Consider the following 21,089-nt stretch of genomic DNA (forward strand, 5'->3'; position numbering starts at 1 on the left):
GAGCAAAAATTATCATGAAAAGAATGTTAATTAACGCTACTCAACATGAAGAACTAAGAGTAGCATTAGTAGATGGACAAAAATTATATGATCTAGATATAGAAACAATAGGTCATGAACAGAAAAAATCAAACATTTACAAAGGGATAATTACTCGTATTGAACCGAGTTTGGAAGCAGCATTTGTAGATTATGGAGTAGAAAAACACGGATTTTTACCTGTGAAAGAAATTGCTCGTGAATACTTCAATAATATATCATGTTCTTATAATAAAAATAATATCAAAGAAATATTATATGAAGGACAAGAATTAATTGTGCAAATAGATAAAGAAGAAAGAGGTAATAAAGGCGCAGCATTAACCACTTTTATCAGTTTAGCTGGTAGCTATTTAGTCCTTATGCCAAATAATCCTAAAGCTGGGGGCATATCAAGACGTATTGAAGGAAATGATCGTATTGAATTAAAAGAAATTCTATCGACTTTAGAATTACCAGAAGGAATGAGTCTAATTATTAGAACTGCTGGTATGGGAAAATCTACTGAAGCATTAGAATGGGATTTGACTTCCCGGTTAAAACATTGGCAAACTATTAAAAATACTGCTGCTACAAAATTAGCACCCTTTTTAATACATCAAGACAACAATGTAATTGTACGTGCATTTCGAGATTATTTACGGCCAGATATAGGTGAAATTTTAATTGATAATCCCAAAATTCTGAAATTAGCTAAGGAACATATGAACTCTTTAGGTAGACCAGATTTTGCTAAAAAAATAAAACTATATAACGGTGATATTCCTTTATTTAGTCATTATCAAATAGAGTCACAAATTGAGTCTGCATTTCAACGAGAAGTAAGATTACCATCTGGAGGATCTATTGTCATTGATACTACTGAAGCATTAACTGCAATTGATATAAATTCTTCTCGTTCTACTAAAGGAATAGATATTGAAGATACAGCTTTTAATACTAACTTAGAAGCTGCTGACGAAATAGCACGCCAACTACGCCTAAGAGACGTAGGGGGGTTAGTAGTAATAGATTTTATAGATATGACATTAATTAAACATCAAAAAGAAATTACAAATAATCTTAAACTTGCAGTACATCAAGATCGCGCGCGAATTCAAATAGGCCGTATCTCTAAATTTGGCCTATTAGAATTATCACGGCAAAGACTCAGCCCATCTCTAGGCGAGTCAAGTTACTATGTGTGTCCACGCTGCAATGGAATGGGTAACATACGAGATAATGAATCACTTTCTTTATCTATTTTACGTTTAATTGAAGAAGAATCATTAAAAGATAATACTTATGAAGTACACGCTATTGTACCTATAGCCATCGCTTCATATTTACTAAATGAAAAAAGAAAAGCTATCAATGATATTGAGCAACGCCAAAAAGGCGTACGTGCAATCATTGTGCCTAATGAATACATGCACACTCCAAATTATGAAGTAAGACGTATTCGAAAAGGCGAAACGATAACTAACAAACCTAGTTATTTGTTAGCTAAAACGTTCCAATATAACGATCAAATACTAATTCAGTCATCATCAACAACAATACAAAATAATAAAGCAACATCTACAAATCCTGATAACATACTATCGTTAAAGCAATCAAAAAACTCAACTCTATCAAGAGTCATATATATTATGATATATAATATACTATACTACAATAAATTACTATATTTATCGTATTATAAATACATAAGTAAAAATTTTTGGTTTAATATATTAAACAGTTGGTACATTTTTTTTAATAAACTCATAAAAAACTTCAATATACTTAAAAAGTATTTTTTTAAAACAATCAAAAAAAACACTAAATCCACACTTAAATATTTTTTTTATAAAAAATCAGCGTTTCAAACATTAGACAATATACATCATTATGATCAAGTAATACATGCAATAAAAAATAATACAATACAGCATAAAACATATAACATAAAAAATTTTATTAACATCAATAATCAAAAAAACAATACTATGTATTTAGCATACAACTGCAAAAGACGTGATAAAACTCATTTAATGTCTTGTCCACTGTATTCAAAAAATATTATTCATAAAAAAAATAATAAAACCCTTACTAATATTAAAAAATATAATAAACAATATCAATATACTGAACATCATAAAAACTTAAAAAAAACATGTTCAACACAATACAACATATATTTAAAATATAATAATTCTAAACACTCTAGAACACCTGCTCCGGGGTATACAACAGAAAAAAAATCCATTATGCACATCCAACAACCCCACAAAATAAAAAAACTATCCAAAAATATAAATCTATTCTCAAAAAAACTTATTGATTTATCTAAAAAAAACAACATCAAAGCTAATAATAACAATATTGTTATGCCTTCCCATTTTAAATTAAAGCCATTAGACATTACAAGTAATACGCATCAAAAAAATATCATACATAACAACAACTCACATACAAATAATAATAACCGATATTATAATAAGACAATATTCCACCAATTAAAAAATAATACTCATACACCAACAATAATGCGTTACTTCCGAATAAATTATAAAAATCAACTCCATCAACATAAAGACAAACAATATTTTAAAATTAAAAAACATAATAAATAAATAATTACATACTATTTTAGTACTGTACTCAATATTAAAAATGAATGTATTTTAATTATTTATACTAAATATGCTAACTAACTATTCTCATTTAAAATGCTGTGTAAAATTATATACAAAACAATATATATAAATATTCAAAAATCAATTATTTTTTTAATTAAATAATTCTATTATAGTTTCTAACAGATCAGCGCAAATACCTGCATTAATTTTAAATAAAACTTAATGTATATTATACAATCTGTCTTTAAAGACAGCTATAATAATATTGATATAATCCATAATATATATTGTATAATATACATCTATTAAATTCTTAATAAGAAAATTGTATGCATAAAATTCCAAAATTTCACTACTACTTCCTGCATCCAAAATTTTGGCTAATTTGGATAGGAATAGGAATACTATATGTTATAGTATCTTTGCCTTATTCTGTTATATATTATCTCGGAATTCGATTAGGACGAATGACGAAATATTTTTTATTACATCGTATGCATATAATTAAAAGAAATTTAGACCTCTGTTTCCCGAATTTATCTACCAAAGAAAAAAAAGATTTATTCAATAAAAACTGTGAATCGATAGGAATGGGAGTGTTAGAAACCGGTATGGCTTGGTTCTGGTCAGAACACAGAATTAAACGTTGGTTTAAAATTAAAGGATTAAAAAATATTACTCAAGCTAGAAAAAACAAAACCGGAATCTTATTAATAGGTATACACTTTCTTACGCTAGAATTAGGCGCAAGAATTTTAGGCACACTGAATCCAGGAATAGGCGTATATCGTCCTAATGACAACCCATTATTAGATTGGATACAAACTAAAGGAAGATTAAGATCTAATAAAAAAATGTTAATCTGCACCAATGTTACAGGTATGATTAAAGCCTTAAAAAATGGCGAAATAGTCTGGTACGCGCCAGACCACGACTATGGACGAAAAAACAGTGTTTTTGTACCATTATTTGCTGTACCAAAAGCAGCTAGTACTATAGGAACTTATATTCTGACTAAAATCGCAAAACCGGCGCTTATCCCGTTTATAGCCCGTAGACTACCAAATTCTTTTGGATATGAATTAATTATTTTCCCAAATAAAAAAAACGAAGTTCCCCTAAACACCAGTACCGACATGATCAAATATATAAATAAAATAATAGAACAAATAATATTACTAGCTCCCGACCAATACATGTGGCTACATCGTAGATTTAAAACGCGACCACCTGGAGAACCATACTTATACTAATAGTATAATACACGACCCGTTACTATTAATACAGTTATTATTCAATTATTCAAATACATAACGCGCCCATTGTTTAACAAAAACAATTTATAAACTTATTATAATACAATATTGTATTGTATTTTTGTTATTTCACTCTGTAAATTTACATAAAACAATTTATTGTATAATTTTTAATACCCAACATCCGTGCTAAATTAAAACAACAATTAATATTGTTATATAGTTTATTAATAAAATAAACTTATTTTAAATGCATAAACCATGCCCTAATTTAGGATTAAGCATAACTTTATATTATATAAAGCATAATAAAATTATTTAAGTAATATACGAAAATACAAATTAAAAATATATATATACTCTATATAACACTAATTATAATAATTAATATTATATGTAGTTATCCTTCATATATAATTACTTATAGGTAACCTAAAAATAATGATAGATTCATCGAAAAAATATAATAATTTCTATTTAAAAATAACCAATTTTCCCAGAATGCTTTGCGAACAAATTTACAGAAGATATAATAAATAATATATTAACGTCACCAAACCAAGATTAGTATATCTTTCAAGACCAAAAAATACAATTAACTATTCCACGTCAATTAAGTGATTCTGCCTAACACACCACACATAGATATTATTAATAATACTTAAAATACGATTAATCATACTTTTATCCTAAAACAGATCATTCCATTATAGTATTACCCATAACAATCGGTACGATTAAAAATCGTACCGATTGTATTGTCACACCTTAATAAAACATAAACAATCCAGTTGGATGCTCATTAAAATATGCGTAATGAATATCTAAAACATAAAAAATATTGACTAAAATATTTTCATTAGCACCTAATAAATTCCATGGGCTGATATATATATTGTATTGTGCCTACACAATAATTTTGCTATTCACAAAACTAATTGTAGTTTTAGAATTAGACCAAGAGTTATAAGAGAGTGTATCAAATTACATCCAAAGAACATCAAATTATTTTTAATATTAATAAAATTAGAACAAAAGTGCGATTTATCAATGCACCTATGATACCTATTATCATATAATTAAATCAGATGACATATAATATCTAGAAATCCACAGTTCTTATCTTATACAAAACACAAATATTTTTTCAAATGAAAGAATAAAAAAATACTTAAAAAATAAAATCAACTGTACAAGTTGGTACACACATCAACTATAATAATATATTTAAAAAATGCACAACAACGTTCTGGAATCCTGTCAACATTACTTCAAAAAACTTAGAAAAATAATTCAATCATATTAATGACTTAACAATCAGTTATATTTAAAATTTATAATAATTAAAATGAACAGTCCACTACTATATCTATATATAAAAATACTCATGCACATAAAATAAGTCGCAATTACCTATTTATTACCCGGGACGAGACTTGAACTCGTATAGCAAAAAGCTGAGGGATTTTAAGTCCCTTGTGTCTACCAATTCCACCACCCGGGCTTTAAAATAAATGCTTCAATAAAATTTACATATAATATACCTTATTTATTAAGGCGCGCCTCGGAATTGAACCGAGCTAAACGGATTTGCAATCCGCTACATAATCCAATCTGTCAACGCGCCTCATTTTTATCCATTTATTGTAGCATTCATTATTAATGCTATAATAATATATACAAACAATCAATTAAATTTGCAATCATTCATCATGATTCCAAAATTACATATTAAATATTAATTTATTATTTATCCAAATAAAAAAATAAAAACACACTCTAATAAAATTTAAAACTATAATAAATCATATTAATAATAAGACTTTATTTTTAATAAAATAACTAAAAATACAATCTCAATATATAAATACGATATACAATTAATATATACCGATTCACTTAAAGTACACATAAAAATTAATGCACTAAAAAATAACAAAACATAAAACAAAACTTATTTTACTGTAATAAATAAAAAATGTCTTTATAATACTAATATAAAACGTATAACTCTTAAACAAATATCATAGTATATATACAATTGATTAAAAAAATACTTAGCATACTGACGAACACAGCTAATTAACATATATAACATATAATAACGTAAGATCTCAGAAATTAACAACGCAAAAATAATTTATGACGAGCAGTATACATATACATAATCATCGACCAAAAAGTCAATAACACTGCTACATACAACGCTACAATGCCAGTAGTTATTATCCAAATATCAGGGCTCCATAGTAAAGCGGTTAATGCTAACATCTGAACGCATGTCTTAATTTTGCTAACATAAGATACTTCAATTCTTTTATTATTAATACTAATCTCGGCAACCCACTCACGTAAAGCTAATACAATAACTTCACGAATAATCATACCTGACACAGGTAATGTGACCCACCACACATGAAAATTTTCTTCTATTAACACTAAAGCTGTAACTATCATAACTTTATCTACAACTGGATCTAAAAATCCACCAAATCTAGTAATCTGATTCAAACGACGCGCTAAAAACCCATCTATCCAATCTGTAATTGCTGCAATAAAAAAAATAATAGTACAAACCATTGGAGCCCAACACATAGGTAAATAAAAAACTGTAGTAAAACAAGGCACCATAATTAAACGAAACAAGGTCAAATACGTCGGGATGTTAATGACATCTGTAATAAACATAAAAATTACTTAAAGTTATAACTTTACTAATTTTAATAAAATTAAATTGTTTAAAAAATATTATCAAGCATATTTAAATCATTTACATAATACTACTGCAATATATATTGCATATTTTACAATAAAATTGTAATATCATATTTGTGCCAAAATTTTACACCTGTTTTGATATAAAATAATCAAACCAAATAAAAAAATATGCTATCCTATACTGAATTATTAAAAATAAACCAATATTTAAACATAAAATCAACACTGATTGCAATATATCAACAATAATAACAATATATACTGAAATTCTATTAAAAATTACAATCAACTATTAGCATTAAATGAACTATTTATACAAAAATATTTTTATACTAAAAATTAATAAAGCAAATAAATCTGATATAAATCTTATATAAATACTTACCTATTAACGACAAATCGGGTCGTTAGCTCAGATGGTAGAGCAGTTGACTCTTAATCAATTGGTGGTAGGTTCGAATCCTACACGACCCAAATACTTTTTCATAAACAACCCTTGTTTAATTACAAAATAAAAAAATAATTAAATATAAAATACATCATTAATTAACATCTAATTTTATTAGATATATATAAAATGATCTGTTATACACAAAAATAATTTTTGCGATAAATTATTTTATAAAATTTATTCACAAAAAGTTACATAACTAAAACTATGTAATAGTTACAAACGCTATATACATATATCTAATTTTGCAATATTGCTAAAAATATCTATTTTATACCCATATAAACAAAAATAAAACTATTTTTATACATCCTACACATATAAATAAAAGCTATTAAATTCTAAAAATCTTATTAAAAATAGGAGGAGTAGAGATTCGAACTCTAGAATGCTAAAAAACATTATTGGTTTTCAAAACCAACGCCTTAAGCCACTCGGCCACTCCTCCAAATATTGAAATACACATCAATACTTACAATAATAATATATTATTATATTATTGATATCCCTAATGTAATTAAAACTATAAAACCAACCCTCTTCTCATGCACTTAATAAAAATGTAATCACATATAATACTATTATACGCTCCCAATTTTAGAAAAATCTACATATTAAATAATGAATATTAACAATAATACTTATGCATGTAAGTACAACAAATTATTTATAAAAACATCTATATCATACAAGATTTTTATAAAAACCCAATGCAAGATTACGCTAACATCTAAAAATATTTAATATGCATTAAAACAACACACAAATATTATAAATAACATTTGTTATACAATTAGAATAATCTTCTATTATCTATACTAACAAATTATATATTCTATGCAAACATGCTACATGCTATTTAATATGACTCAAAATATTTGATGACTAAAAAATATCATCATACTTAAATAAAAAATCAAGAAACAATTAATATTTATACATCTTTTCTCTTTAAATCATAATAAAATTACTAAATTTCCTAATAGATTAAGCTTAAAAATTTAAATATACTTTATGTTATATAACGATAATTAATATAGTTATGCTGCATTATAAAAACATATATAAATATATTGTATTAAATAATTTAATATATGTTAATAACGCTATTTATTAACACATTGCCCTTGATTTTGTAATCTTCTCCCACATCTCACTCTAGAGTGCAATCCACACATGAGGTATTTATGATATTAAGCAAATTCAGTATAGGACAACAAGTACGACATAAATTACTAGGCTACTTAGGTGTTATAATAGATGTTGATCCAGAATACTCTTTAGATAAACCTATGTTAGACGAAATTACCAAAAATGATTCTTTAAAAAAATCTCCGTGGTACCATGTTGTTATGGAAGATGAAGAAGGTAAACCGATACATACTTATTTAGCAGAAGCGCAACTAGGATACGAAAATACTCATATGCATTTAGAAAAGACAACTCTTGACGAGCTATCTGAGTCTATTCGTTTGCAACTTCAAACACCAAGATTAAGAAATTAATCTTAAAACATATAAAAACTTATATTGTCATAACAGTACAATCAAGTAACTAATTAAATCCTTTTAATTACATGATAACAACAAATAAAAATTAAATTAATGCAATTATATATCTCAGCACAGCAATAAAATACAAACATTGAAGTTGTCTATTATAATATTATTAAATAATATATCAAGTTAACATACTTATTATTATTCTATTTATAAGACGCCTATTGACTTAATAAATTCATATCTTTTGTATACAGATAAAATCTGTAATTACATATTATCCAACCTCATAGAAAATACTATTACCGAAAAATATTCAAATATATTATATTTTGCGTGAACACTATTCCGTGAATAAAATATATTAATTCATAGTATAAAAAACTTATATAAAAATTTAGAGATAAATCAATATTCTTATATGTATGCAAATACATCATATGAAAAATACAATTTTTAATTAGAAATATAGAATACTTTGATAAACAACTAATTCATAATGTTAAAATATTAACAATATCTAAATATCTAATAATTTTATTAAAAACATAAATAAAAAAATTCGGGAAAATATATTATGCTTAGTAAACGTGAATTTTACACTAAAGAAGATCTATTAGCCTCTAGTAGAGGTGAGCTATTTGGGAAAAATGGCCCTACACTACCAGCACCTAATATGCTAATGATGGACAGAATTATAAAAATGACTAGAAACGGAGGTAATTATAATAAAGGATTTATAGAAGCAGAATTAGATATTAACTCAAACATGTGGTTTTTTCATTGTCATTTTATAAAAGATCCTGTTATGCCAGGATGTTTGGGGTTAGATGCGATGTGGCAACTAGTAGGGTTCTATTTAGGTTGGTTAGGGGGTCAAGGAAAAGGACGAGCGTTAGGAGTAAAAGAAGTAAAATTTACTGGTCAAATTTTACCTACATCTAAAAAAGTGACTTATTTTATTCATTTAAGAAAAGTAATTAATAGAAAATTAACTATGGGAACAGCCGATGGCGAAGTGTCATGTGATGGAAAAACTATCTATACTGCTACTGATTTAAAAGTCGGATTATTCAATAAAATAACAGCATTTTAAATTTTCAAATAATACACAATATTTGTGTATCCATAAAACACATATCCACTCCAATACTATATTTTGAGCCAAACTGCATAATATTTCATTATACATATGAAATATTATGAAATAAACAACATATTTACTACCATAATTAATACATTTATACTAATAATGTAAAATTATTACAGTTATTTTTAATAACACAATACATTTAAACTAAATTTAATCTCTGCGATTTACAACGCAGAATTCTTCTGATCAGAAGAAATATACATTCTTATAAACAGAATTAGATTCTAATAAAATTTGCATAACTCAATAAAATATCATTAATTTAAATATAATTGGAGATCACGATATGTATGTAGTGTCAGTAGCAGATGTATTATACGGCTACGTATCAAAAAATACCGAAATTACCATAAACGGTTGGATCCGTACCAAAAGAAATTCTAAAGCTAAAATTTCTTTTCTTGATTTATATGATGGTTCTTGCCTTGCCTCATTACAAATTATAGCAAACCATAATTTACACAATTACAGTAACGAAATATCACGTGTAACTAGTGGTTGTTCCGTCACAATTATTGGAACAATAATTGAATCTTTAGGAACAAAACAACATGTAGAAGTAATCGCAAAAAACATCACAATTTTAGGATGGATAGAAAATCCTAGCACTTATCCTATAACTGCCAAACATCATACTATGCAATATTTACGAGAAGTTTCTCACCTAAGACCACGAACTAACATTATCGGAATAATTTCTCGAGTAAGAGATACGTTATCTCATGCTATTCATAAATTTATGAATAAACATAAATTTATTTGGATTCCCACTCCTATAATTACTTCCTCTGATACTGAAGGCATAGGAAAAATGTTTTGCGTATCTACAGAAAAAACAAAAAAAAATATTAATTGTTCAAAAAACGAAGAAAAAATCAAAAAATATTGTCCATATGATTTCTTTGGAAAAGAAGCATTTTTAACAGTATCAGGCCAATTAAACGCAGAAGCTTACGCTTGCGCTTTATCAAAAGTGTATACTTTTGGCCCAACATTTAGAGCGGAATACTCAAACACTAATCGTCATTTAGCTGAATTCTGGATGGTAGAGCCAGAAGCAGCATTTGTTAATTTAAACGAAATTATTATTTTAGCCGAATCTTTTCTGAAAAATGTCATTAAAACCATTTTAGAAAAATGTTCAGATGATTTAAAATATATCGCAAATCACATAGATAGTGACATCATATCTCGTTTAGAAAATTTCATTAACACTAGTTTTATACACATTGAATATACTGAAGCAATTAATTTATTAAAAAAATCCCATAAAAAATTCAAAAATTCAATATATTGGGGATCTGATTTATTTTCTGAACATGAAAAATATCTGTCAGAAAAATATTTCAACGCACCTGTAGTTATAAAAAATTATCCAAAAAAAATCAAAGCTTTTTATATGCGTTTAAATAAAGATAATAAAACGGTTGCTTCTATGGATATTTTAGTACCTGGAATTGGCGAAATCATTGGAGGTTCACAAAGAGAAGAAAGACTATCAAATTTAGATGAAAGACTGCGAGAAAATAATTTAACACAAGAAAATTATTGGTGGTATCGTGATTTAAGACGTTATGGAACAGTGCCTCATTCAGGATTTGGGTTAGGTCTAGAAAGACTAATACTATATATAACTGGAGTAAAAAATATCCGAGATGTTATTCCATTTCCCAGATCCACAAAAAATATTAATTTTTAATAAAAAATATTAAATATTTATTTTTTTATATGTATTATACATAATATTAATTTTAAAAATTAAACTATTTTTTTATAAAACTCTATCAAAATTATTATTTTGATAATTTTTAATTTTAAATTAAAATATTTATATAAATAATTGGCAAATAATAATAGTTTTGATATATATAAAATATTTTATATCACAATTACAATATATAAGGTTTATACTATGTTTAAATTTATTAAAATGGCTCCTGCTGATCCTATTCTAGGTTTATCAGAAATTTATGATAATGATGTAAGAGAAGACAAAATTAATCTGGGTATAGGAGTATACATACATAAAAATAATAATGCTCCTATCTTAAATAGTGTAAAAAAAGCAGAAGAATGGCTTTTAAAACATGAAACTAGTAAAAATTATCTTAATATAGAAGGAATGCAAACTTTTAATACCGCTACACAAGATCTATTGTTTCAGGATATACACCACCAAGTCATCGTACCAAAACAGTATATGAACACAGTTCAGACCCCTGGCGGAACAGGCGCGTTACGAATAGCAGCAGAATTTATTATAAGCAACACCAATACCAAACGTATTTGGATTAGTTCTCCAAGCTGGATTAATCATAAAAATATATTTCTTGCTGCAGGTTTAGAAATACACACTTACCCTTACTACGATGATATAACTGATACATTAAATTTTGATGAATTATATTCATCCTTGAAAAATATTCAATCAAACGATATTGTATTATTCCATGGATGTTGTCACAATCCTACAGGTATTGATTTAAATGCTGAACAATGGGAAATTATATCAGATCTATCAATAAAAAATAAATGGCTACCTTTATTTGATATAGCTTACCAAGGTTTTTCCTGTGGAATAAAAGAAGATCTTAAAGGATTATATATTTTCTGTAAAAAAAATATAGAACTAATAGTATGTAATTCTTATTCAAAAAATTTTGGATTATATAATGAACGTATTGGTGCTTGCACCATTGTAACTAATAATACTAAAAAAACAACTCATATATTAAGCCAACTACGAGCTATTATCAGAGCTAATTATTCTAATCCTCCAGCACATGGAGCATCCATAGTATCACTCATTTTAAATAATAAAATATTAAAATACGAATGGGAAACCGAACTAAATAATATGAGAATGCATATCAATAATATACGAAAATTATTTTTTTATACTTTACAAAAAAATAATAACAACAAAAAAGATTTCAGTTTTATTAATAATCAAACTGGAATGTTTGCATATCTCAACTTGAATACAGACCAAGTAATAAAATTAAGAAAAGAATTTGGAATATATTTAGTAGGTTCTGGTCGAATTAACCTAGCTGGAATAACTAATGAAAATGTAAACCGTGTATGCCAGTCAATTATAAATGTTTTATAAAGTATCATCGACTATTTAGAAATAAAATATCTTATATCTATACAAGATAATCGATGACGTTCACTATATAAAATATGATTACATATTACTTTTATATGTAATATGTATTACGAGCCTTTTTAAAAAATCACACGATAAAACTATTATGTACTCGTTCATCTCCTAAAGTTGATATAGCACCATGACCGGGTAAAAACATAATATCATCACCTAATGTAAATAACTTATTCTTAATAGAACTCATTAAAATCTTAAAATCCCCCCCGGGTAAATCTGTTCTACCAACACTATTTTTAAATAAAACATCACCCATAACTATAAATTTTTGCATTTTATTCCAATAAACTATATGCCCTGGAGAATGCCCAGGACAATGCAATACATATAATACCTCACGTCCAATATGAATTTCATCCCCATCGTCTAACCAAATATCCGGAGAAACTGAAACCTTCATGCTATATGGAAAGGGTATACCTAGCGCATTACATTGAGTACGCAAATCATTCAATAATAATCGGTCCGCTTGATTAGGACCAAAGATTAAAACATTATAATAATGCTTTAATTCCATTGCACAACCAACATGGTCAACATGACCATGCGTCAATAAAATTTTGCTAATTTTAATTTCTAATGTATTTATTTTATTTACTAATTTATCAAAATTTCCTCCAGGATCAACTATAGCGGCTTCACGGGTTACATCACACCAAATTATCGAACAGTTTTGCTTAAAACAAGTAACTTGTATAATACAATATTGCATATTTTATCCTATATATATATACAAAAAATTGATAAAATTTTTTTAATTTTATGAAAAATTGAAGAAATAAATACTACCTAATAATATAGGCTCACAATTTAAAAAAAATCAAACTAATGTTAAATATTAACAATATCCTTAAAAATATCCCCTAAATCAATGAGCTTTTCACGCACTAGAAATACAGCTTACAAAAAATAGTAATCACACAATACATATAGATATGTATATCTATTACATAGAATAATCCACATTCATAACAATATTAACACCACCATCAACATAAATTATTTCACCAGTAATTCCAGAAGATAAATCAGAACATAAAAAAGCTGCAACATTCCCAATTTCTTCAATTGAAATATTACGCCGAATAGGTGATATATTTTTGCAATATGATAACATCTTATTAAAATCTTTAATTCCAAAAGACGCTAAAGTACGAACAGGACCACAAGAAATTGCATTAACTCTAATACCATCTTTTCCCATAGAACTAGCCATATAACGAGTATTAGCCTCTAGAGAGGCTTTAGCTAATCCCATAACATTATAATTCGGTATAGCACGCATTGCTCCCAAATAAGTTAATGTTACTAAAGATGCTTTATCACTCAACATATCTCTACAAAATTTCGCCATACTAACAAAACTGTATGAACTAATTTCATGAGCCGTGATAAAACCTTCCCTGGTCACATTATTAACATAATCACCCGTTAACTGATCTGTAGAAACAAATGCTATTGCATGAATAAAACCATCGAAAGTTAACCATCTTTTCTTTAATTCAATAAATAACCGATTTATAGATGTTTCTTTAGATACATCACATGGTAATATAATATCAGAATTAAAATTCTTAGACAACGTTTGTACCCTTGCTTTTAATTTTTCAGTATAATAAGTAAACGCTAACTCCGCTCCTTCTTTATGCAATACTTTTGCAATACCATATGCTATAGATTTACTGTTAGCCATACCAGTGATTAAAATACGCTTATTACTAAGCCATCCCATATTTATCTCCAAAAATTTTAACAAATTTAATTTATATAATTTTTACATTTTATAAAAAATTTTTACGCTTAATCAATACTACTATTTTTTTAATAAAAATATTCAAATCAATTTAATAAAACAAAATATAACACAAATATTATAAATATAATATGTATAATCTTAAACATAGTATAAAATACACATATATTTTAATTTTTAAACAATAATTTTCTTAAAGTGTAAAATTTAAATACATAAAACATGCTACAGTACTTTATGAAGTAAATAAAACTATATATTTTCATTAACAAACCATAAATATTTAATGATATTTCAGATAAATATCTGACATAAATAAATTAATAAAAACTTTATATTCCTATAATATATTTTATAGTTAATTATGTATTTCTTAAGTTTTATAAATGAAATAATTTTCATAACAACCTAAATTTAGATCAATATCATATAATCATATCAATAATTTTTTATTATGATAAAACCATAAATATAAAAATAGTTTATTTTTCAACAAATTATAAATATAATATTTTTTAAATTATTTTAAACTTTTTAAAATAATTTAAAAAAATCACCAATAATCAATATTAAATTATATTAATAAATATATTAATATCATTAAAACTAAAAAACAATTATAACACATATAAAAATCAATATAATTGAGTAAAAATAAAAAATTTCATACAAATTAATTTTTATAAAACTTTAAATAATATATATTAATATAATCAAAATTATAATATATTGAACAATATATTACATGTGTAATACAATAAATATTGTTATAATTTTTACATATAAAATACAATAACTATTATATAACGTAATAATTAAATTCTAATAAAAAACATCAAATTTAATTTAATTAATATTAATAATTCTATATAAAAATATTTAATTTTATAAAAATAAAAACACATAACTATCATAGATACTATTATAAATTTTAAAATCAAAAGCTATACAATAAAAACATATGAAATAAATAATTTTTATTATATATCACATAATTTTAATTAATTAAAAATAATACAATAATTATTCATAAATTTTATATAATATATTATAATTATTATACTTCTAATTACACGCAAAATTTCTATACATAAAATATATTAATATTATACTTTATTAATAAAAATTATATTCAAATATATTAAATAAAAAATTTTTATAATCAAATTTTAATAATCATAAAATTCATTAAAAAATAAATTCTTATAAAGAAAAGAATACTAATATTATAGTTGTAACACAATATTTAAATTAAAAATTATATCTTTACAGGAAGAATACAATGAGAATTAGGCGTGTAACAGAAGCTAAACTACCAACATTTTGGGGTAATTTTCTAGTAATAGGATTTGAAGAAAATTCTACTGGACATCATCATATAGCGCTAGTACATGGAAACATATCTGGATCAGATCCAGTGTTAACGCGAATACATTCTGAATGTCTAACGGGCGATGCTTTATTTAGCTTACGTTGTGATTGTGGATTCCAACTAAAAACAGCATTACATTACATTGCAAAAGAAAAACGAGGCATCTTAATCTATCACAGACAAGAAGGACGTAATATCGGATTATTAAATAAGATACGCGCGTATTCCCTACAAGATAATGGAGCCGATACAGTCGAAGCCAATCAATGTTTAGGATTTGCTGCAGATGAAAGAGATTTCACAATTTGTGCAGATATTTTAAAATTACTGTGCGTAAAAACAATACGTATTCTTACTAACAACCCCAAGAAAATAGAAATCCTAAATAAATCATGTATTCATATTACAGAAAGAATTCCACTAATAACAGGAAGGAATCCAGAAAATTCTAAATATTTAAATACTAAATTATCTAAATTAGGACATTTATTGTGATAATCTTACATCTACAATAATTACAAGTATATTATATATAATATTCTAATAGAATATAATTTTTTTTTAAATTCAGGATAAATTATCCTGAAATTACTTAAAATAATATGAATATTATATTATTCAACAATTTAAAATTTATATAAAAACTATTAATTAATTTTTTATTTATCAGCAACACAAACATAAAATTATAAATAATAATTATAAATTTTTATTGAAATACTTTACAATTCACTATTCCATATATAAATATGTTATAGATTATTCATCTATATAAAATTATAGACTAAAAATATTAATAAAATTAAATATAAAAATATTTATTTAATAAATAAAAAATAATTTGTAATTATCAAACAATTTATTTTTTAATAATAAAATAAAAAATAAAACTTATTATGAACATTTATTTCAAACTATAATTTAATTATATTATATTTAATAATATAATTACTCATTTATATTTATAAAATAAATTAAATATTATTAAATTAAATTAAAAAATTTTAAAAACTTTATATTATATTAAATATATATATAATAATTATATAATATTTTTAATTATTAATAAATATAAAAATTTTAAATAATTCTGTTAATATAACATTGATACGATTTAACATTAAATCATTAAATTTCAAAAATATTCATTTTACTAAATTTTAGTCTAAATAAATATAAAAAAAATTAACTAACACTATATAAACAAATAAAATTATTTATAGATAAATGTCTATATAACAATCAGAATATAAATCTTATTATATGTAATAAAAAAATTATAAAAATTTACAATAATATATACAACATAACTTATAAAATTATATTATTAATAATACATAATATATTTGTTCTTCATAACAGTAATCCCATGAATTCAATTAATTCATTAATATATTATAAATAATTTTAATAAAAATATTTTAAAATTAAATTTGAACAATTTTTAAAATTTTTTAAATAAATTTATATAACATTAAAAAATATAAAAATAATATGAACTCATTTATTAAACATAATTAAAAATTTTTTTATAACTTTAAAATTAAATAATTAACATAATTTAATCTGAAAAATACAAAAACAGTAATACAATAATTAATAATAAAATATATATTGTTAATATAGTAACATTATATATTAATAATATTAATAAAATTTTATTAATAAGTTATTTATAAAATAATAAATTTCATTATTATATATTTAATATTTTATTATATATTATATATTTAAAAAAATAATATTTCTGTTAAAATTAATACATATATATCAAATTAAATATATATAAAAAATCACAAAAACTATATTTTATTATTCAAAAATACCAACCATATAATATATATAAATTACCTTAATAATATAATAAAATATAAGTAAATTATTAAATAAATAACTAGGAAAAATAAACAATGGATTTGAAAAAAAACCAAATAGAATGTTTAACTGTTCCAGTACAGTATCATGCAAACCCTACAACCGTTTTTAATCAATTATGTAATAAACGTAATTCAACATTATTATTAGAATCATCAGAAATTAACAAAAAATACAATATAGAAAGCATGATGATTATTGACAGCGCATTAAGAATTACTGCATATGGTACAACTGTCACTATACATGCACTAACTCAAAATGGAGCTAGTCTTTTACCTATACTAAAAAAAACATTCCCTAATCAAATAAGAATTTGTAGTAATTTCAACACAATAAAATTAATATTTCCTACAACACAAACAATAATGGATGAAGACACACGTTTACATGCTATATCAATATTTGATAGTTTAAGAACATTACTAAAAATTTTACAATCTCCTAAAAATCATCATAAATCTATTTTTCTAGGAGGCTTATTTTCTTATGATTTAATATCATGTTTCGAACATTTTCCAAATTTAACAAACTCTTACATATGCCCAGATTTCTGCTTTTATTTAGCAGAAACATTATTAATTTTCAATCACAAAAAATACACATCTTTCCTGCAAAGCACTATATTTAGTGCAAAAAATACTTTAGAAAAACAACGTCTTCAAAACAGAATAAAACAATTAAGTATACAATTGAGACAAGAACCCAAAACCATTCCATTCAAAAAAATACGCAACATGAAATTACATTGTCATCCAAACGATGCACAATATAAAAAAATTATAGAAAATATACAATATTCCATACGTACAGGAGAGATTTTACAAGCCGTCCCATCAAGACGTTTTTTTCTGCCTTGTCCTTCTCCACTAGCAGCATATCATGTATTAAAACAACATAATCCTAGTCCCTATATGTTTTTCATGCAAGATTCAATATTTACATTATTCGGAACTTCCCCAGAAAGTTCTCTAAAATATAATGCAAATACTAGACAAATTGAAATACATCCTATCGCCGGGACACGTGCCAGAGCTTTTTGTTCCGATGGATCATTAGATACTGATGCAGATAACCGAGTAGAATTAGAAATGCGCTTAAACCATAAAGAATTATCTGAACATTTAATGTTAGTAGATTTAGCAAGAAATGATTTAGCACGTGTTTGTACACCAGGCAGCAGATATGTAGCTGATCTATTAAAAGTAGATAAATACTCTTATGTTATGCATTTAGTATCTAAAGTTATTGGAGAATTACGACCAGATCTTGATGCGCTACACGCTTATCGCGCATGTATGAATATGGGTACATTAACTGGAGCTCCCAAAACAAGAGCTATGCAAATTATCTACGAAACAGAAGGTGTCCGTAGAAATACCTATGGTGGAGCTATAGGATATTTAACTGGATCTGGAAATCTAGATACATGTATTATAATTCGATCAGCTTATGTTACTAAACAAATCGCTACAATACAAGCAGGGGCAGGAGTAGTTATAGATTCTATTCCGCAAGAAGAAATTAATGAGAGCTGTAACAAAGCACGCGCTGTTCTACGTGCTATTGCTATAGCACACGATGCCGAGGAGATATTTTAATAATGGCAAATGCAATATTATTAGATAATACCGATTCATTTACATATAATTTAGTAGATCAATTAAGGACCAACGGACACCAAGTTTTGGTTTATACCAATCAAGTACCAATATCAATAATTACAAAAACACTAACACATACAACCGATCCAGTTTTAATACTGTCGCCAGGTCCTGGCACTCCTAATCAATCTGGTTGTATGATGCAACTAATACAAAAAGCAAATAAAAAAATTCCGATTATCGGAATCTGCTTAGGATATCAAGCTATTATAGAATTTTATGGCGGACATATAATACAGGCAAAAGAAATTTTTCATGGCAAGTCATCTTTGATATACCATGATAATTTATTTATGTTTAAAAACATACCAAATCCTTTATTAGTAGGAAGATATCATTCATTAATAGGCAAAAATATACCAAACACTCTAACAATTAACGCTCATTACAATAAACAAATAGCAATGGCAGTACGTAATGATCCCGACAGAGTTTGCGGCTTTCAATTTCATCCAGAATCAATATTAACTACTCAGGGGACACGGTTAATTCAACAAACCATTAAATGGGCAATAAAACTTTATAAAAGGAATGAAAAATAACATGCAAAATATTCTCGAGGTTCTATATCATGGGCATCATCTAAACCAAGAACAAATTGAAACGCTATTGCATAATATAATAAATAAGCAACTGTCTTCCATACAAATTACAGCAGCACTTATCAGTATGAAAGTTCTTGGAGAAACGTATGAAGAAATAGCAGGAGCAGTAAAGATATTATCACGTTATTCTAAAAATTTTCCTAGACCAAACGCATTATTTGCTGATATAACTGGAACTGGAGGCGATAAAAAAAATACCATTAACATTTCTACTATAAGTGCAATAGTAGCGTCAACCTGTGGAGTAAAAATTATTAAACACGGAAACAACCATATATCCAGTAATGTAGGATCTGTAGATATATTAAAAAAACACAATTTATATGCTACACATAGCGTAAACGAATCATGTAAAATTTTTGAAAAATTAGGAATATGTTTCTTACACGCCCCTCAATATTATGAGGTATTTAATGATATAATGTCAATACGTCAAGAACTAAAAACACCAACGCTATTTAATATAATAGGACCTCTGCTTAATCCATCAAAACCCCCAATTACATTAATCGGGGTATATAAAAAAAAATTAATATCACCTATCATCCAAGTACTAAAATTATTTAAGTATCATCGAGCTATAGTAGTACACTGTGATGGAATAGACGAAGTAGGGCTACATGCTCCCACTCATGTTGCTGAACTAAATAATAACAATATATACAACTATATTATAACAGCATCAGATTTTGGCCTAAATTATTATCCTCTAGAGGATATATGTTGTGCTTCAAAATATCAAGCATACGAACACATGACTAATATACTAAAAGGTAAAGGCAACCCTGCTCATTCTGCTGTAATAGCTGCTAATGTATCATTATTATTAAAATTATTTGGAAATGATAACCTACGTTCTAACGCACAGTTAGCTTTACAAAAAATGCAATCTGGCATACCATACACACAGCTATTATCTTTGTCAAGATAAG

13 protein-coding genes and 3 tRNA genes are annotated in these 21,089 nt (G+C 25.4%); 11 read left to right on the forward strand and 5 right to left on the reverse strand.

Annotated features, from left to right (window positions below; genetic code table 11):
• Nucleotides 1–14 precede the first annotated feature (14 nt).
• A complete protein-coding gene (rne, locus tag M9405_RS03240; RefSeq protein ID WP_250223045.1) occupies nt 15–2,636 on the forward strand; it encodes a ribonuclease E in 2,622 nt (873 codons plus the stop codon).
• 335 nt (nt 2,637–2,971) lie between these two features.
• Nucleotides 2,972–3,895 carry an LpxL/LpxP family Kdo(2)-lipid IV(A) lauroyl/palmitoleoyl acyltransferase gene (lpxL, locus tag M9405_RS01990; RefSeq protein ID WP_250223046.1) on the forward strand — a complete coding sequence of 308 codons (924 nt, stop codon included), beginning with the start codon at nt 2,972–2,974 and terminating at the stop codon, nt 3,893–3,895.
• Between the two features lie 1,424 nt (nt 3,896–5,319).
• Here the strand turns inward: lpxL and M9405_RS01995 are convergent.
• Nucleotides 5,320–5,402 (reverse strand) — tRNA-Leu (locus tag M9405_RS01995).
• Nucleotides 5,403–6,019: 617 nt separating this feature from the next.
• The gene (gene pgsA, locus M9405_RS02000) at nt 6,020–6,586 is read right to left on the reverse strand and encodes a CDP-diacylglycerol--glycerol-3-phosphate 3-phosphatidyltransferase (RefSeq protein WP_250223047.1); all 567 of its coding nucleotides are present in this window, start codon (nt 6,584–6,586) and stop codon (nt 6,020–6,022) included.
• A gap of 431 nt (nt 6,587–7,017) precedes the next feature.
• On the opposite strand from pgsA, the gene M9405_RS02005 reads away from it, so the two are divergent.
• Nucleotides 7,018–7,090 (forward strand) — tRNA-Lys (locus M9405_RS02005).
• Between the two features lie 338 nt (nt 7,091–7,428).
• On the opposite strand, the gene M9405_RS02010 is transcribed toward M9405_RS02005, so the two are convergent.
• Nucleotides 7,429–7,515: transfer RNA gene (locus tag M9405_RS02010), tRNA-Ser, on the reverse strand.
• A gap of 739 nt (nt 7,516–8,254) precedes the next feature.
• Here M9405_RS02010 and hspQ point away from each other — a divergent pair.
• The 4 genes from hspQ (at nt 8,255) to M9405_RS02030 (ending at nt 12,831) form a co-directional block, all read left to right on the forward strand.
• Nucleotides 8,255–8,572, forward strand: coding sequence for a heat shock protein HspQ (hspQ, locus tag M9405_RS02015; protein ID WP_250223048.1), 318 nt, complete (start codon nt 8,255–8,257; stop codon nt 8,570–8,572).
• 571 nt (nt 8,573–9,143) lie between these two features.
• Nucleotides 9,144–9,662, forward strand: coding sequence for a bifunctional 3-hydroxydecanoyl-ACP dehydratase/trans-2-decenoyl-ACP isomerase (gene fabA, locus M9405_RS02020; protein ID WP_250223049.1), 519 nt, complete (start codon nt 9,144–9,146; stop codon nt 9,660–9,662).
• A gap of 343 nt (nt 9,663–10,005) precedes the next feature.
• Nucleotides 10,006–11,418, forward strand: a complete 1,413-nt coding sequence (asnS, locus tag M9405_RS02025) for an asparagine--tRNA ligase (RefSeq protein ID WP_250223050.1) — start codon at nt 10,006–10,008, stop codon at nt 11,416–11,418.
• 213 nt (nt 11,419–11,631) lie between these two features.
• Nucleotides 11,632–12,831 (forward strand): amino acid aminotransferase, encoded by a 1,200-nt coding sequence (locus M9405_RS02030; protein WP_250223051.1) that lies wholly within the window; start codon nt 11,632–11,634, stop codon nt 12,829–12,831.
• A gap of 127 nt (nt 12,832–12,958) precedes the next feature.
• On the opposite strand, the gene M9405_RS02035 is transcribed toward M9405_RS02030, so the two are convergent.
• Together M9405_RS02035 and M9405_RS02040 are read right to left on the reverse strand one after the other, a co-directional pair.
• A complete protein-coding gene (locus tag M9405_RS02035) occupies nt 12,959–13,600 on the reverse strand; it encodes an MBL fold metallo-hydrolase (protein ID WP_250223052.1) in 642 nt (213 codons plus the stop codon).
• A 234-nt stretch (nt 13,601–13,834) separates the two neighbouring features.
• Nucleotides 13,835–14,620: an enoyl-ACP reductase FabI gene (locus tag M9405_RS02040; RefSeq protein WP_250223053.1), complete on the reverse strand. Its 786-nt coding sequence runs from the start codon at nt 14,618–14,620 to the stop codon at nt 13,835–13,837.
• Nucleotides 14,621–15,923: 1,303 nt separating this feature from the next.
• Between M9405_RS02040 and ribA the strand changes: the two genes are divergently transcribed.
• The 4 genes from ribA to trpD all read left to right on the forward strand — a co-directional run bounded on the left by ribA (nt 15,924) and on the right by trpD (nt 21,088).
• Complete coding sequence (gene ribA, locus M9405_RS02045; protein WP_250223054.1) at nt 15,924–16,508, forward strand: GTP cyclohydrolase II; 585 nt, start codon at nt 15,924–15,926, stop codon at nt 16,506–16,508.
• A gap of 1,415 nt (nt 16,509–17,923) precedes the next feature.
• Nucleotides 17,924–19,489, forward strand: a complete 1,566-nt coding sequence (locus M9405_RS02050) for an anthranilate synthase component 1 (protein ID WP_250223055.1) — start codon at nt 17,924–17,926, stop codon at nt 19,487–19,489.
• A gap of 2 nt (nt 19,490–19,491) precedes the next feature.
• Nucleotides 19,492–20,094 carry a glutamine amidotransferase-related protein gene (locus tag M9405_RS02055; RefSeq protein ID WP_250223056.1) on the forward strand — a complete coding sequence of 201 codons (603 nt, stop codon included), beginning with the start codon at nt 19,492–19,494 and terminating at the stop codon, nt 20,092–20,094.
• 1 nt (nt 20,095) lies between these two features.
• A complete protein-coding gene (gene trpD, locus M9405_RS02060) occupies nt 20,096–21,088 on the forward strand; it encodes an anthranilate phosphoribosyltransferase (protein WP_250223057.1) in 993 nt (330 codons plus the stop codon).
• Nucleotide 21,089: the final 1 nt, after the last annotated feature.

This window comes from Candidatus Blochmannia ocreatus, assembly GCF_023585745.1.
Lineage (GTDB): Bacteria > Pseudomonadota > Gammaproteobacteria > Enterobacterales > Enterobacteriaceae > Blochmanniella > Blochmanniella ocreatus.